The sequence below is a fragment of the Sphingomonas aerolata genome, assembly GCF_003046295.1.
GTDB classification, from domain to species: Bacteria; Pseudomonadota; Alphaproteobacteria; order Sphingomonadales; family Sphingomonadaceae; genus Sphingomonas; species Sphingomonas aerolata.
Genome location: NZ_PZZN01000001.1, coordinates 525,008 through 539,245, shown reverse-complemented (window position 1 = coordinate 539,245; position 14,238 = coordinate 525,008). Strand labels below are relative to the sequence as shown.

General features: G+C 66.0%; 16 protein-coding genes. 7 read left to right on the top strand and 9 right to left on the bottom strand.

Translation table 11 applies throughout. The annotated features are described in order from the left end of the window. Positions 1-52: 52 nt before the first annotated feature. Positions 53-874, top strand: coding sequence for a DUF7847 domain-containing protein (locus C8J24_RS02560; protein WP_107930077.1), 822 nt, complete (start codon positions 53-55; stop codon positions 872-874). Next, a complete protein-coding gene (locus tag C8J24_RS02555; protein ID WP_107930075.1) occupies positions 871-1,611 on the top strand; it encodes a YciC family protein in 741 nt (246 codons plus the stop codon). Before C8J24_RS02560 ends, C8J24_RS02555 begins: the two co-directional genes overlap by 4 nt. A gap of 31 nt (positions 1,612-1,642) precedes the next feature. Here the strand turns inward: C8J24_RS02555 and C8J24_RS02550 are convergent, their stop codons facing one another. The 3 genes from C8J24_RS02550 to C8J24_RS02540 all read right to left on the bottom strand — a co-directional run bounded on the left by C8J24_RS02550 (position 1,643) and on the right by C8J24_RS02540 (position 3,607). After that, complete coding sequence (locus C8J24_RS02550) at positions 1,643-2,236, bottom strand: GNAT family N-acetyltransferase (RefSeq protein WP_107930073.1); 594 nt, start codon at positions 2,234-2,236, stop codon at positions 1,643-1,645. Between the two features lie 10 nt (positions 2,237-2,246). After that, positions 2,247-3,089 carry an oxygen-dependent coproporphyrinogen oxidase gene (hemF, locus tag C8J24_RS02545; RefSeq protein WP_107930071.1) on the bottom strand — a complete coding sequence of 281 codons (843 nt, stop codon included), beginning with the start codon at positions 3,087-3,089 and terminating at the stop codon, positions 2,247-2,249. Positions 3,090-3,157: 68 nt separating this feature from the next. After that, positions 3,158-3,607: a tRNA (cytidine(34)-2'-O)-methyltransferase gene (locus tag C8J24_RS02540; RefSeq protein WP_031393567.1), complete on the bottom strand. Its 450-nt coding sequence runs from the start codon at positions 3,605-3,607 to the stop codon at positions 3,158-3,160. A gap of 195 nt (positions 3,608-3,802) precedes the next feature. Here C8J24_RS02540 and petA point away from each other — a divergent pair, with 195 nt between their 5' ends. The 4 genes from petA to C8J24_RS02520 all read left to right on the top strand — a co-directional run bounded on the left by petA (position 3,803) and on the right by C8J24_RS02520 (position 7,435). Next, positions 3,803-4,369 (top strand): ubiquinol-cytochrome c reductase iron-sulfur subunit, encoded by a 567-nt coding sequence (petA, locus tag C8J24_RS02535; protein ID WP_051916295.1) that lies wholly within the window; start codon positions 3,803-3,805, stop codon positions 4,367-4,369. Between the two features lie 10 nt (positions 4,370-4,379). Further along, positions 4,380-5,678, top strand: coding sequence for a cytochrome b (locus C8J24_RS02530; RefSeq protein WP_107930069.1), 1,299 nt, complete (start codon positions 4,380-4,382; stop codon positions 5,676-5,678). Positions 5,679-5,699: 21 nt separating this feature from the next. Further along, positions 5,700-6,542, top strand: a complete 843-nt coding sequence (locus C8J24_RS02525; RefSeq protein WP_031441575.1) for a cytochrome c1 — start codon at positions 5,700-5,702, stop codon at positions 6,540-6,542. A 245-nt stretch (positions 6,543-6,787) separates the two neighbouring features. Beyond that, a complete protein-coding gene (locus C8J24_RS02520; RefSeq protein ID WP_146163618.1) occupies positions 6,788-7,435 on the top strand; it encodes a hypothetical protein in 648 nt (215 codons plus the stop codon). 4 nt (positions 7,436-7,439) lie between these two features. Here C8J24_RS02520 and C8J24_RS02515 read toward each other — a convergent pair whose 3' ends face one another. The 3 genes from C8J24_RS02515 to ychF all read right to left on the bottom strand — a co-directional run bounded on the left by C8J24_RS02515 (position 7,440) and on the right by ychF (position 10,396). Then, positions 7,440-7,901 (bottom strand): MaoC family dehydratase, encoded by a 462-nt coding sequence (locus C8J24_RS02515; RefSeq protein WP_107930064.1) that lies wholly within the window; start codon positions 7,899-7,901, stop codon positions 7,440-7,442. Positions 7,902-7,915: 14 nt separating this feature from the next. After that, complete coding sequence (locus C8J24_RS02510) at positions 7,916-9,226, bottom strand: alkaline phosphatase family protein (RefSeq protein WP_107930062.1); 1,311 nt, start codon at positions 9,224-9,226, stop codon at positions 7,916-7,918. Positions 9,227-9,298: 72 nt separating this feature from the next. After that, positions 9,299-10,396: a redox-regulated ATPase YchF gene (gene ychF, locus C8J24_RS02505; RefSeq protein ID WP_031393698.1), complete on the bottom strand. Its 1,098-nt coding sequence runs from the start codon at positions 10,394-10,396 to the stop codon at positions 9,299-9,301. A 351-nt stretch (positions 10,397-10,747) separates the two neighbouring features. Between ychF and C8J24_RS02500 the strand changes: the two genes are divergently transcribed. Next, a complete protein-coding gene (locus C8J24_RS02500; protein WP_107930060.1) occupies positions 10,748-11,812 on the top strand; it encodes an NAD(P)-dependent alcohol dehydrogenase in 1,065 nt (354 codons plus the stop codon). A gap of 187 nt (positions 11,813-11,999) precedes the next feature. On the opposite strand, the gene C8J24_RS02495 is transcribed toward C8J24_RS02500, so the two are convergent. The 3 genes from C8J24_RS02495 to C8J24_RS02485 all read right to left on the bottom strand — a co-directional run bounded on the left by C8J24_RS02495 (position 12,000) and on the right by C8J24_RS02485 (position 14,096). Then, positions 12,000-12,605, bottom strand: coding sequence for a TIGR02466 family protein (locus C8J24_RS02495; RefSeq protein ID WP_107930058.1), 606 nt, complete (start codon positions 12,603-12,605; stop codon positions 12,000-12,002). After that, positions 12,602-13,171, bottom strand: a complete 570-nt coding sequence (pth, locus tag C8J24_RS02490; protein WP_031393695.1) for an aminoacyl-tRNA hydrolase — start codon at positions 13,169-13,171, stop codon at positions 12,602-12,604. The genes C8J24_RS02495 and pth overlap by 4 nt, the downstream gene beginning before the upstream one ends. Positions 13,172-13,397: 226 nt before the next feature. Beyond that, positions 13,398-14,096, bottom strand: coding sequence for a 50S ribosomal protein L25/general stress protein Ctc (locus C8J24_RS02485; RefSeq protein ID WP_107930056.1), 699 nt, complete (start codon positions 14,094-14,096; stop codon positions 13,398-13,400). Between the last annotated feature and the right edge of the window lie 142 nt (positions 14,097-14,238).

The window sequence follows — 14,238 nt, the reverse complement described above, 5'->3', positions numbered from 1 at the left end:
ATCGGGCACGCGTGCCCGGCGGCAAACGGGGAACAGGCGGATGGGAAGAGGCGTGAAAATCGGCACGGTCTGGGATCGTACCACCGAGGTCCTGTCGGGGCGTAGCGGCCAGATCGCGGCGGTGGCGTTGCCGACCCTGGTCCTCCCGCCGGTCGTCAACAACGCGCTCGTCCTGCTCGTCCCGCCGCAGCCGGCGGTGCAGATCGTCGCCGGCATCGTCGCCGTGGCGTCCGCGTTGCTCGCGATCCTGGGGTCGCTCGCGATCCTCGCGCTGGCGACGCAACCCTCGACCGACCGCACCGAGGCCTATCGTCAGGCGCGGGCGCGGCTCCTGCCCGCGCTCGGCGTGTCGCTCGTCGTCGGGCTGATCGCGCTGGTCTTGATGGCGCCGGTGTTCATCGCGCTGATCGCGTCGCATTTCGACTTTGCCGCCGCGTCCGCTGCCGCCAGCGCGCCCGCGCGAATGCCGCAGCTGCCGCGTGCGACGGCGATGTTCGTCGTGCTCTACAGCCTTGCACTGATCCTGCTCGCCATCTGGGCCAGTGCGCGGCTGATGCTGCTGACCGCGGTCGTGCTCAACGAACGGCTCGGGCTCGGCGCGATCCGCCGCTCGATCGCGCTGACCCGCGGGCTCACCTGGAAGCTGATCGGCGTGCTTCTGCTGTTCGGGATCGTGTTCGCGATCGCCACCTTCGCCGCTCAGGCCGTTGTCGGGCTCGTCTTTCGCCTGATCCTCGGCGGGGACCAGATCCCGACCGCGATGTTCCTTGCCGGGATCGCCGGCGCGCTTGCCAGTGCGGCGCTGATGGCGCTCGCCTATGTCTTCACGGCACAGCTCTATGTCGCCACCCGAGAGAAACCGATCACCGAATGAAAATCGACTTTACGGGCGTGTTGAAAGACGCCTGGGCCCTGTTCAAGCGCGACCGCGATCTGCTGCTCCGGATCGCCGGGCCCTTCCTGTTCCTGCCTGCCTTCGCGCTCGCGCTCGTCGTGCCCGACCCGCCGCTGCCCGATGCGGCGACGCGCGGCGACGAGGCGCAGGCGCTGGTCTGGGCGCAGGCGGTGACCGACTGGGCGGGGGCGAATGGCGGCTGGTACTGCCTGGCCTATGCGCTCAGCTTCTTCGGCATGGCGGCGGTCTATACGCTGTATCTCGACCGTGACCGGGTCGATATCGGCACAGCGCTCAGGCGTTCTGCCACGCTCCTGCCGCGCTATCTGCTCGCGATGATCCTGGTGTCGCTGCCAGCGGGGGCGGGGCTGCTTCTCTATGCGATTCCCGGCCTCTACATTCTTGGCCGGACGATGATGACCGGGCCGGTGCTTGTCGCCGAGGGACCGATCGGCGCGTTCGCCGCGATCCGGCGCAGCCTGTCGCTGACGCGCGGCGCCGGCCTGCCGCTCATGTCGCTCGCCGCGTTCGGCTATATGAGCGGTTGGCTGCTCGGCATGCCGTTCATGGCGCTCGATGACGCGATGCGCGATGGTGGACAGGGCAATCCGGTGGCGATCGCGCTCGTGGATGCCGGCGCGGCGGCGGCTGCCACCGCCTCGGGGGTCGCGATGGCGCTGATCGCGGTGTCGGTTTATCGGCGGCTGGCGCGCTAGGCGGTCGCGGACCGGTGCGACCTCCGCGGGTCTAGCGGCGTCCACCCAGAAACGGGATCTGCGGCGCGACGTCGCCGGGCAGCATCCCGGTCGCGCGCGGATCGGGAAAGGTCTCGATCGTCCGCCGCGTCGCGACGAAGCCCTGCGCGCGGTAGAAGCCGAGCGCACGTGGATGGTCGAGCGTACAGGTGTGCAGCCAGACCCGCTCGACACCCCTGGTCCAGGCCCGGGCAAGCGTTTCCGCCATCAGCCACCGACCATGCCCCTGGCCGGCGAGTTCGGGGATCAGCCCGAAATAGGAAATCTCGCAAGCGCCCGCCCGGCGCAGGTCGAGTTCGAGCATCCCCACCTCGATCCCCGCCGGGTCGACCACCGCATGCACCGCAATGCCCGGATCGCCAAGGATCGCGGTGAGCGCGGCATCGTCCATCGCCAGCCTTGAGAACCACAGCCAGCGCGATCCGACCCGGGCGAACAGCGCACGATAGCCCTCCAGCGTCGGCTGCTCCCAGCGCAGCAACCGCAGCCGCGAGGTCGGCATCGGCCTGAGCGGCGGCTTGCGCGGCATTTCGAGCGTGGTCACGATCGTGGCGAGCACGTCGTCCGCGACGGGGATCAGCGCCACCGGCCCCCGCTCACGACCAGGTTGCGCGGGGCGGCAGGCTCATCAGGATCGCCTCGATATTGCCCCCGGTCTTCAGCCCGAACAGCGTGCCGCGGTCATAGACAAGGTTGAACTCGGCATAGCGGCCGCGCCATTCGAGCATCGCGGCCTCGTCCTGCGGTGTGAACGGCGTGTCCATCCGCCGCCGGACGATCCGCGGATAGGCGTCGAGAAATGCTTCGCCGACGTCGCGCGTGAACGCGAAATTGGCGTCGAAATCGCCGTCGAGATGATCGAAGAAGATCCCGCCGACGCCGCGGTTCACCTTGCGGTGGGGGATCTGGAAATAGGTCTCCGCCCAGTCCCGGAAGCGCGGGTAATAGGCCGGGTCGTGAGCGTCGCAGGCGGCCTTCATCGTCGCGTGGAAATCGGCGGTGTCCTCGGCGATCGGCAGCGGCGGGTTGAGATCGCCGCCGCCGCCGAACCAGCGCTTGGTCGTGTTAAGGAAGCGGCAGTTCATGTGCACCGCGGGGACGTGCGGGTTGGCCATGTGCGCGACCAGGCTGATCCCGGTCGCAAAGAACCGCGGATCCTCGCCAGCGCCATGGATCGACTTGGCAAACTCGCCCTCGAAAATGCCGCCGACGGTCGAGACGTTGACGCCGACCTTTTCGAACACCTTGCCCTTCATGACGCCGCGCACGCCGCCACCGCCGGGTTCACCCGACGGATCGATCCGATCCCAGGGGGTATAGTCGAACACGGCATCCGACCCGGCCTCGCGCTCGATCGTCTCGAACTCCGCGCAGATCCGGTCGCGCAGCGATTCGAACCAAATGCGGGCGGCGGCTTGCTGGGGGTCGAGCTCGGTCATGGCACTGTCCTACAAATCCTGGTCGGGGCGGGGAAGGGGCGCGTTCGCCCGACACTCCCCCCGGTAGGTCAGGCGGGCCAGCCGTCCGTCTGCCGCAACGCCTCTGCCGCGACGATCGCGGTCGCGACCGAGATGTTCATCGATCGCAGGCCGGGCCGCATCGGGATCAGCACGCGCAGGTCGGCGCGGGCATGGACGTCGTCGGGGACGCCCGCGCCCTCGCTGCCCATCAGCAGCACGTCGTCGGACTGGAACGTCGCCGCGTCGAGCCGGACCGCGCCCTTCGTCGTCAGCAGGACGATGCGCCCGCGGACCTGGTCGCGAAACGCCGCCCAGTCGACATGCCGGACGATCTCGACCGCACCGACATAGTCCATCCCGGAGCGCGCGACCGCCTTTTCGTTCCAGGTGAACCCCATCGGCTCGATCAGATCGACCGCCAGCCCGAGACAGGCGGCGGTCCGCAAAATGGCGCCGACATTGCCGGCGATATCAGGTTGGTAGAGGGCGATACGCATACCGCTGCCTCTAATCCGGAACGCGCCGCAGTCAAAATGCTGTTGGCAAAGCGGGCTTGCGCCGTCTATCACCTATGGGCCTCCGTGGGGACGGTCGGGCAGGATGGGCGTGCGGTGCGGCGAACCGGCATGCGCATCGGGCCACGAGAATAAAGATAAACTGCAAGGGCGAGATGAATGGCGATAGTCGACGACATGGTTCCACCCGGCGAGTCGCCTGAACCGTTTCACGAAGAGGCGCACGACCCGCGCCGCCGCGATTTCATCAATATCGCCGCCGTATCCTTCGCCGGGGTCGGCGCCGTCGCGATCGTCCTGCCGCTGATCAACCAGATGAACCCGTCGGCCGACGTGCTCGCGCAGTCGACCACCGAGATCGACCTGTCGAAGATCCTGCCGGGCCAGGCGATCAAGACGAGCTTCCGCAAGCAGCCGCTGTTCGTGCGCAACCTGACGCCGAAGGAAATCAGCGAGGCCGACGCGGTCGACGTATCGACGCTGCGCGACCCCCAGACGCTCGAGGAGCGGACCAAGGCGGGCAAGAAGAACTGGCTGATCACGCTGGGCGTCTGCACGCATCTCGGTTGCGTCCCGCTCGGCGCTGGCGAGGGGGAGAACAAGGGCCCGTTTGGCGGCTATTTCTGCCCGTGCCACGGCTCGGCCTACGATACCGCCGCGCGCATCCGCAAGGGCCCCGCACCGACCAATCTCCAGGTTCCGGACTATGCCTTCAACTCCGACACCGTCGTCACGGTAGGCTGAGGAAACAACCATGAGCTTTCCCTGGGCCAAGCAATACGAACCGAAGCTACCGCTGACGCGGTGGCTGGATGAACGGCTTCCCGTTCCCCGGCTCGTCTACAACGCGGTCGGCGCCGGTTACCCGGTCCCGCGCAACCTCAATTATTTCTGGAATTTCGGCGTCCTTGCCGGTGCCGCGCTGGCGATCCAGATCATCACCGGCATTACGCTGGCGATGCATTACGCCGCCAACGGCGCGGTCGCGTTCGACTCGGTCGAACACATCATGCGCGACGTCAATGCGGGCTGGTTCCTGCGCTATGCACACGCCAACGGCGCGTCGATGTTCTTCATCGTCGTCTACACGCACATCTTCCGCGGGCTCTATTACGGCTCGTACAAGGCGCCGCGCGAGATGGTCTGGCTGCTCGGCGTGACGATCTTCCTGCTGATGATGGCGACCGCGTTCATGGGCTATGTCCTCCCCTGGGGGCAGATGAGCTTCTGGGGCGCGCAGGTCATCACCGGGTTCTTCTCGGCGATCCCGCTGGTCGGCGACACCATCCGCATCTGGCTGCTCGGCGGTTTCGCGCCGGACAACGCTGCGCTCAACCGCTTCTTCTCGCTGCACTATCTGCTGCCGTTCGTGATTGCGGGCGTCATCATCCTGCACATCTGGGCACTGCACATCCCGGGGTCGAACAACCCGACCGGCGTCGACGTGAAGGGCAAGCAGGATACCGTGCCGTTCCACCCCTATTACACAGCGAAGGACGGCTTCGGGCTCGGCATCTTCCTGCTGGTGTTCGCCGGCCTGCTGTTCTTCTTCCCGAACTATCTCGGCCATCCGGACAATTACATTCCGGCGAACCCGCTCTCGACGCCCGCGCACATCGTCCCCGAATGGTATTTCTGGCCGTTCTACGCGATCCTGCGCGCCTTCACCGCGGACTTCATCCTGCCCGCAAAGCTGTGGGGCGTGCTGGCGATGTTCGGCTCGATCCTGCTGCTGTTCTTCCTGCCGTGGCTCGACAGTTCGCCGGTCCGCTCGATGAACTACCGCCCCAAGGCGCGGATCGCGTTCTGGGTTCTGGTCGCCGACATCCTGATCCTGGGCTATTGCGGCGGTGCACCGGCGACGGCGACCTATGTGATCCTCAGCCAGATCTGCGCGGCCTATTATTTTGCGCATTTCCTGATCATCCTGCCGCTGATCTCGCGGTCCGAACGGCCCCGGCCGCTGCCCAATTCGATCACCGAGGCGGTGCTGGCCAAGCGTGGCGGAACGAGCCCGGCGCACACCGCGCTCTCCCCCAAGCCCGCGCACTGATACGGACTAGAGGATACAAATATGGTTCGTCTCATCGCATCCCTGGTCGGCGCCGCCTTTGTGCTGGTGCTCGGCATCGCGCTCTTCGGCAGCGTGTCGGGCGTCATCACCGACCCCGTCGCGCCGTCCGCCGAGAGCGTCGCGCACAAGCATCCCAAGGAACTCGAGCTCGCCTCGAACGGCGTGTTCGGCAAGTTCGACCGTCGTCAGCTGCAGCGTGGGTTCCAGGTCTACAAGGAAGTCTGCTCGGCCTGCCACTCGCTGCGGCTAGTGTCGTTCCGCGATCTCCAGAAGATCGGCTATTCAGAGCCTGAGGTTAAGGCGATCGCCAACCAGTGGGTGATCGAGCAGCCGACGATCAACCCCGAAACCGGCGAAGCCGCGACCCGCAAGAACATCCCGTCGGATCGCTTCCCGTCGCCGTTCGCCAACGAGGTCGCCGCCCGCGCCGCCAACAACAACGCGCTGCCGCCCGATCTCTCGCTGATCACCAAGGCACGCGAGGAGGGCACGGCCTATGTCCACTCGCTGCTGACGGGCTACACCGATCAGCCCGCGGCGTTGCTCAAGCAGTTCCCGGACATCAAGACGCCCGAGGGTCTCTACTACAACCCGTATTTCGCGAACCTCAACATCGCGATGCCACCGCCGATCACTGCGGACGATCAGGTGGCCTATGCGGACGGGACCAAGGCGACGAAGGAACAGATGTCGGCCGACGTCTCGGCCTTCCTGACCTGGACGGCTGAGCCGAACCTGGAGTCGCGCCACGCCGTCGGCGTCGCGTCGATCCTCTTCATCCTCGTCTTCTGCGGCCTTGCCTGGGGCGCCTATCAGAACGTCTGGCGTGACGTGAAGCATTGATCCCGCGCCGCGGCCACCGCGGCATCAGGGCGTGAACGACGGCGGATCGGGACAACCCGGTCCGCCGTTTCGCGTTTGGCGATCCGCTGGCTGCCCGTGTCCGTATCCGGGGGCCACGCCCCCCATGCCCAACCAGCGGTCCCGGCGCGCGTCAGCCGTCGTTCATGGAACCTGCGGTATGTCGGTATTGTTGTGCGACCAATGGCGGCGCGTTGGGTCCGCTCTCCAGGTACGGGAGATTTTCGATGTTTTTCAAGCGACTAGGACTGGTCACTCTCGCCATTGGTGTCGGCCTCGGCGTGGCCGGTTGCACCGATGGGTATGGCTATGGCGGCGGCGGGATCGGCTATGCGAGCGATCCCTATTATGGCGGCGGCTACGGCAACGGCTATTATGACGGCTATGGCGGCGGATACGGGGCCGGTTATGCGGGCGTCGGGCTCGGCTCCTATTATGGCTGGTATGGCGACTATTATTATCCGGGTACCGGCGGATACGTCTATGATCGCAATCGTCGTCCGCACCGCTGGAACGGTGCGCAGCAGCGCTACTGGCAGGGGCGTCGCGGCAATTACCGCGGTGCCGGCAACTGGGGCAATTTCGCCCGTGGCAACAGCCCCGCCGCGCGCGACTATCGCCAGGACCGGCGTGGCGCGAACCGCGACTTCCGCCAGGGCCGGCGTGATGACCGAAACCAGCTGCGCGACGGTCAGATCACGCGCGAGCAATATCGCGGCGAACGGCGCGAGGCGCGGCAGAGCTATCGTGGCGAGGCACGTCAGGACCGGCGTGAATATCGTCAGGAGCGCGGCAATGGCGGCGGGTTCCGCGGTCGTGGCGGCGGCGGCGGCGGCCGGGGTGGCGCCTATATGAACGTCCCAGTCCCGAAGTGACGGATCAGGATGCAGGCGCGCCGGTCGGGCGCGTCTGCATCAGCGCGTTCGACACGAACGTCATCACCATGACATCGTCCTGATTGAACACCTGCATCCGGCTTTTCACGATCCCCATTTCGGGGCGGCTGGCGGAAACCCGTTTGCCGAGCACCTCGGTCACGCAGCGCAGCGTGTCCCCCGGATAGACGGGCTTCAGCCATTTGAGTTCATCGATCCCGGGTGATCCGAGACTCGCCTGACGGTGCTCACCGATATGCTCGACCAGCATCGCCATCGTCATCGCACAGCTATGCCAGCCGCTTGCCGACAGCCGACCGAAATGCGTCTTTGCTGCGGCCTCGTCGGACAGATGGAAGGGCTGCGGGTCGTATTTCTCGGCAAAGGCGATCACCTCGTCGCGCGTCACCGGATAGGAACCGAACGCCGCGGTCGCCCCGACTGCGATATCTTCGAAATACTGCACGCCCGCTGCTCCTCCTATCGTCGCAGCACCTTTTGGAAGGGCGCGTCGTTGCCGTCCAGCCCCGGTTCCGCGGGCAGCCCGATCAGGTCGCGGAGCAGCGGCTCGACCGCGACATTGTCGAAGCTCGCGATGGTCTTGCCACCGATGAAGGCAGGACCGTTGGCGATGAACAGCGCGCGCATTTCGGGGGTGGCATTGTCATAGCCGTGCGAGCCGCCGGCCGAGACCTTGGTGGGCGTCGTCCGATCGACGCGCCAGCCTACATCGGCGAGGCACAGATAGCTCGGGACGCGCGGATTGCGGCCATAATGGAAGCGCGCCGGGATCTCCGCCTTGCGCCAGCATTGCAGGTGGTCGTGCTTCCGAAGCAGTCTGGCCTCGAGCGCGTCCTCATGCCCGGGCACCGCGAACAATGTCGCATAGGCGCCCGTTTCGACGAGGCGATAGTCGGCCGGTGCCGCAATCCGGTCCATCGCGACGACGCGTGTGCTGCTGGTCGCCGCCATGCCGTGGTCCGACACGATGACCAGATTGGCCGGCTGGCCGAGCGTCGCGAGCCCGTCGACGAGGCTGCCGATGCTGCCATCTACCTCGGCGGCTGCCTGCGTTGTCAGGGGGGAGTCGGGGCCATTGTCGTGCGCGGCCACGTCGACGGTATCGAAATACAGCGTCACCAGCTTTGGCCGGATCGTGGCCGGTCGCCGCATCCAGTCGAGCACCGCGTTGACGCGCTGCTTGGCGCTGATCTGCTGGTTGAACTGCTGCCAGTCCTGCGGCCGGGTGCCGCCGTCGATCGCGCCGTGGCTGTTGGGTTTCAGCGTGCCGCCGACCGCGACATTGGCACCCGGCCAGAACATCGTCGCGGTCCGGATCCCCGCCTTTTCGGCGTCGACCCAGATCGGCGAGCTTTGGCTCCACCAGAAGGGATCGTCGCTCGCCATGGTGAATTTCTCACCGGGCCGCGCGGGATCCTCCATCGTGTTGCCGACGATGCCGCTGCGATCGGGTCTGAGCCCGGTCACCAGGGTCCAGTGATTGGGGAAGGTGACGCTCGGGAAGGAGGGGCGCATCGCCGCAAAGACGCCGCCGGCGCGCAACCGGTTCAGGTTCGGCGTGACGCCCCGGTCGAGATAATCGGGGCGGAAGCCATCGATCGACACGAGGATCGTCACCGGTGCCCGGACCGCCAGCGGCTGCGGGCCCTGAGGAGCGGCGGTGGCGGTCGCGGGGGCAGCCTGGGTTACCGGCGCCAGGGCAGGGGGCGTGGCCGGATAGGCACAACCCCCGAGCGCGAGTGCCAGAGCTGAAAACGTCGCGTGTCTCATGCCGTCTGTTCTGCTCGCTACGCCCGCCCCCGGCGCGTGACTACACACGCAGGGGGCGCAACATTGTTGGGATCAGCTGTGCAGGAAGTGCATCACGTCGCCGTCATGGACGACATAGGCCTTGCCCTCGGCGCGCAGCTTGCCCGCCTCGCGCGCCTTCGATTCCCCGCCGAGCGCGATGAAGTCGTCGAACGCGATCGTCTCGGCGCGGATGAAGCCCTTTTCGAAATCGCCGTGGATCTCGCCTGCCGCCTGCGGCGCGGTCGCGCCCGCATGGACGGTCCAGGCGCGTGCCTCCTTCGGGCCGACCGTGAAGAAGGTCAGCAGGTGGAGCAGCTTGTAGCCTGCGGTGATGACGCGAGCGAGGCCGGTCTCTTCTAGCCCCAGCTCGCCCAGGAATTCGCCGCGATCCTCGGCGGGCATCGTCGCGATCTCCGCCTCGATCGCCGCCGACACGACGACCGCCTCGGCGCCCTCGGCCGCGGCCTTCTCGAACACCCGCGCCGACAGCGCATTGCCGTTCGCGGCATCGCCCTCGTCGACGTTGCACACGTACAGCACGGGCTTGGCGGTCAGCAGCTGCGCCTGTGCGAACACGCGCGCCTCGTCCTCGTCCTTGGGCACCGTCAGCCGTGCGGGCTTGCCCTCGCGGAGCAGCTCGAGCGCCTGGCCGAGCACGGCGGCGCCGATCTTGGCCTCCTTGTCGCCCTGCATGCCCTTCTTGGCGAGATTGGGGACGCGCTTCTCCAGGCTTTCGAGATCGCTCAGCATCAGCTCGGTCTCGACGGTCTCGGCATCGGCGATCGGATCGACTTTGTTGTCGACATGCGTCACGTCGCCATTCTCGAAACAGCGCAGCACATGGACGATCGCGTCGACCTCACGGATGTTGCCGAGGAACTGGTTGCCGAGCCCCTCGCCCTTCGACGCGCCGCGCACGAGGCCGGCGATGTCGACGAAGCCGAGCTGCGTCTCGATGATCTTCTGCGAGCCGGCGATCTTCGCCAGCGCGTCGAGCCGCTTGTCGGGCACGCCGACATTGCCGACGTTCGGCTCGATCGTGCAGAACGGATAGTTCGCCGCCTGCGCCGCGGCCGTCTCGGTCAGCGCGTTGAAGAGGGTGGACTTGCCGACGTTCGGCAGCCCCACGATGCCGCAGCGAAAACCCATGATATGCCTTCAGTTTGAGATTGGGGTATAAGAATGTGCGGGCGCTTTAGGGCAGGGCGAGGAGGAACGCCAGCAAGGACGCCTACGCACACGACCGGGCGCGATTCCCCTTATCTCTCCCACCCCGGCGAAGGCCGGGGCCCAGTTGGGGGACGTTGCTCATGAATGTCGGCACGCCGTTACTGCCACCTTTCCAACTGGGCCCCGGCCTTCGCCGGGGTGGTCGCTGATTTCCACGCTCTACTGATCGACCCAAGCGATTGCCGCAATGCAGCAAATTATCGTACCGCTCGGTAGATATTGCGAGTCCCATGCGTATATCGCGCTCTGCCAGTCACATTTAGGAATAGCATGACCACCACCGCCAAGGGCTACGCCGCCCAGTCGCCCGAGACGCCGCTCGCACCGTTCAGCTTCGAACGCCGCGCGCCGGGCAAGACCGACGTTGCGATCGACATCGCGTTCTGCGGCGTCTGCCATTCGGACCTCCACACCGCCAAGGGCGAGTGGGAAGGCACGCTGTATCCGTGCGTTCCGGGCCATGAGATCGTCGGCCGCGTCACGGCAGTCGGTGACGACGTCACCAAGTTCAAGGTCGGCGACATCGCCGGCGTCGGCTGCATGGTCGACAGCTGCGGCCAGTGCCCGTCCTGCACCGACGGCGAGGAGCAATATTGCGAGACAACCGGTTTCGTCGGCACGTATAACGGCCCCGATCCCGTGCTCGGCGGCCACACCTTCGGCGGCTATTCGGACCATATCGTCGTCGACGAGGGCTTCGTGCTGAAGGTCTCGCATCCCGAGGCCGATCTCGCCGCGGTCGCGCCGCTGCTCTGCGCCGGCATCACCACCTATTCGCCGCTGAAGCACTGGAAGGTCGGCCCCGGCCAGAAGGTCGGCATCGTCGGTCTGGGCGGTCTCGGTCACATGGGCGTTAAGATCGCCAACGCGATGGGCGCCGAGGTCTATGTCTTCTCGACCTCGCCGAACAAGCGCGAGGATGCCAAGCGTCTCGGCGCGAAGGACCTGATCGTGTCGAAGGACGCCGATGCCATGGCGGAGCATGCGAACAGCTTCGACTTCATCCTCAACACTGTAGCTGCGCCGCACAATCTCGACCCGTTCCTCGAGCTGCTCAAGCGCGACGGCACGATGACTCTGGTCGGCGTGCCTGCCGAGCCGCATCCGTCGCCCTCGGTCGGCAACCTGATCTTCCGCCGTCGCCAGCTGGCAGGCTCGCTGATCGGCGGGATCGCGGAGACTCAGGAAATGCTCGATTTCTGCAACGAGCACGGGCTGGTCTCGGACATCGAGATGATCAAGATGGACGAGATCGAGCCGGCCTATGACCGCATGGTCAAGAGCGACGTGAAGTATCGCTTCGTCATCGACATGGCGTCGACGAAGACGGCCTAAACTCTCTCCCCTCCGTCATCCCCGCGCAGGCGGGGATCCAGACTGGCAACCCCGAGCGAGTATCGCCAAGGCCAGCCAGTCTGGGTTCCCGCCTCCGCGGGAATGACAACGAGTGGTGAGTGCCGCCGCCACCTCCGTCATCCTGACGAAAGTCAGGATGACGGGGATGGTCGCGAGGCTGCCTACCTCACCACCGATAATTGAAACTGATGCTGATCCGCTCGCCCTTGGCGGCATTCGGCACGACTTCGTGGCGCAGCCAGCTCTCCCACAGGAACACGCTCCCGGGCTTGGGCACCGCATAGACGAACGTCCGTAGGTCCTCCGGCGCATCGTCGAGCCGGGTCGGCGCGGCCATCATCATCGGCAGCCGCGGATCCTCCAGCTTCAGCGCACCCGCGCCTTCCGGAATCGTCACGTACATCGTCCCCGACACGACGCTGTGCGGATGGATATGCCCAGAGTGCGCGCCGCCCGGCTTCAGGACGTTCACCCACAGGCTGTCGAGCTTCAGCTTCCGCCCGCCCAGATCGAACGCGCAGTCCTTGGCGAACGCGGCGACATGCTTGTTGAGCAGCCGCACCAGATCGGCGAAACGCGGGTCGCGCAGCGGCAGGTCGTTGAGCGAGGCGTACGACGTATACCCGCGATAGCCATGCGCCTTGGACCAGCCGATGCCAGCGCGGTCCTCCTTGGCCAGTTCGAGCGCCGCGTCCTCCAGCTCCTCGACCAGATCATGGTCGCCGAGATCGGCCTCGTAGAAGCGCGTGGCGAACAGCGAGCGGGTGGTCATGGTTGCATCCTCACAGCGACATCATTCATGAAACGGACGTCGTCGCCCGCCGCCAGCCACGCCGCCTCCGCGGCGACCGCGCCGAGCATGTCGGACAGCGGCTCGATCTCCGTCTTGGCGTAATTGCCGAGCACATAGCCGGTGACCCGGTCCTTGTGACCCGGATGGCCGATGCCGAGCCGAACGCGGCGGAAATCCGGGCCCAGATGCTGATCGGTCGAGCGGAGCCCGTTATGCCCCGCGGTCCCGCCGCCGGTCTTCACCTTGACGCGGAAGGGGGCGATATCGAGCTCGTCGTGGAACACCGTCAGCGCGTCGACGTCCAGCTTGTAGAAGCGCAGCGCCTCGCCGATCGCGCGGCCGCTCTCGTTCATGAAGGTCGCGGGCTTCAGCAGCAGGATCTTTTCCGATCCGATCCGGCCTTCCTGCGTCCAGCCCTGGAACTGCTTCTTGACCGCGCCGAAGCCGTGCACCGCGGCGATCGCGTCGGCGACCATGAACCCGACATTGTGCCGGTGCATCGCATATTGGGCCCCCGGATTGCCGAGTCCCGCCCAGATCTGCACGTGTGATTCTCCAAAAACGATCGTTGCCCGCGCCCCAAACCGTCATTCCCGCGGAGGCGGGAACCCATAGTGGCAAACCTCTCGATTCCATAGGAAGGTCCGAGGGTCTGGATCCCCGCCTGCGCGTGGATGACGGTTTTTTGGGTGGGCGGAATGGCTTGCAAAACGAAACGGGCGGGAAAGCCCTAGCTTTCCCGCCCGCCAGATCATCCGAAGACGAAGAAGATTAGTCCTTCTTCTGCGGCGTGATCTTGTCGTCGTCGTTGTGATCGTCGTTAGGCTCGACCACGGGCTCTTCGTCCGAAGCAGCCTCAGCAGCCTGCGCCTCGGCGACCTCAGCCTCGAGCTCTTCGTCCTCGACGGTCGGGACGGTCGGCGGCACGATCGTGGCGATCGCGAAGTCGCGGTCGTCGATCGCGGGCGTCGCGCCCTTGGGCAGCGTCACGTCGCTGATGTGGATCGAATCGCCGATCTCCATGCCGGCGAGCGAAATCGTGATCTCGCTCGGGATGTCCGATGCGTCGACGACCAGCTCGATCTCATGACGCGTGATGTTGAGGACGCCCTTGCCCTTCTTGATGCCGGGGGCATCGTCTTCGTCCGTGAACACGATCGGCACCGCGACGGTGACGGTCGAATGCTCGCCGATGCGCAGGAAATCGACATGGATCGGGCGATCCGTGACCGGGTGGAACGCAACGTCCTTGGGCAGCGTGCGCACGCCGTTGACCATCACGACCGAATTCATGAAGTGGCCGGTCATCAGCGCCTTCATCAGCGCCTTTTCCTCGAGGTGAACCGAGGTGGGTTCCTTGTTCAGGCCGTAGATCACGGCAGGCACGCGGCCATCACGACGCAGCGCCCGGGAGGCTCCCTTGCCAACCCGGTCACGCGTCTCGGCTGCGAGCGTCAACTGGTCGCTCATCGATATTCTCCGAAACTCGTTTGTTGTTCTTCCCGCCCACGCCTCCAGGGATGACCATGGACCGGAAGCGCGGGCGCATAGCGGAAGTGCACGTTTTAATCAACTACACCCTCTCCCCCCGGGGGAGAGGGAGGGGCCCGCG

What these genes read in the sequence shown, in the direction of transcription:
- C8J24_RS02555 (WP_107930075.1), top strand. Translation starts at nt 871, where the DNA reads ATGAAAATCGACTTTACGGGCGTGTTGAAAGACGCCTGGGCCCTGTTC.
- hemF (WP_107930071.1), bottom strand. Translation starts at nt 3,089, where the DNA reads ATGACCGAGCTCGACCCCCAGCAAGCCGCCGCCCGCATTTGGTTCGAA.
- C8J24_RS02540 (WP_031393567.1), bottom strand. Translation starts at nt 3,607, where the DNA reads ATGCGTATCGCCCTCTACCAACCTGATATCGCCGGCAATGTCGGCGCC.
- petA (WP_051916295.1), top strand. Translation starts at nt 3,803, where the DNA reads ATGGTTCCACCCGGCGAGTCGCCTGAACCGTTTCACGAAGAGGCGCAC.
- C8J24_RS02530 (WP_107930069.1), top strand. Translation starts at nt 4,380, where the DNA reads ATGAGCTTTCCCTGGGCCAAGCAATACGAACCGAAGCTACCGCTGACG.
- C8J24_RS02525 (WP_031441575.1), top strand. Translation starts at nt 5,700, where the DNA reads ATGGTTCGTCTCATCGCATCCCTGGTCGGCGCCGCCTTTGTGCTGGTG.
- C8J24_RS02520 (WP_146163618.1), top strand. Translation starts at nt 6,788, where the DNA reads ATGTTTTTCAAGCGACTAGGACTGGTCACTCTCGCCATTGGTGTCGGC.
- C8J24_RS02510 (WP_107930062.1), bottom strand. Translation starts at nt 9,226, where the DNA reads ATGAGACACGCGACGTTTTCAGCTCTGGCACTCGCGCTCGGGGGTTGT.
- ychF (WP_031393698.1), bottom strand. Translation starts at nt 10,396, where the DNA reads ATGGGTTTTCGCTGCGGCATCGTGGGGCTGCCGAACGTCGGCAAGTCC.
- C8J24_RS02500 (WP_107930060.1), top strand. Translation starts at nt 10,748, where the DNA reads ATGACCACCACCGCCAAGGGCTACGCCGCCCAGTCGCCCGAGACGCCG.
- C8J24_RS02495 (WP_107930058.1), bottom strand. Translation starts at nt 12,605, where the DNA reads ATGACCACCCGCTCGCTGTTCGCCACGCGCTTCTACGAGGCCGATCTC.
- C8J24_RS02485 (WP_107930056.1), bottom strand. Translation starts at nt 14,096, where the DNA reads ATGAGCGACCAGTTGACGCTCGCAGCCGAGACGCGTGACCGGGTTGGC.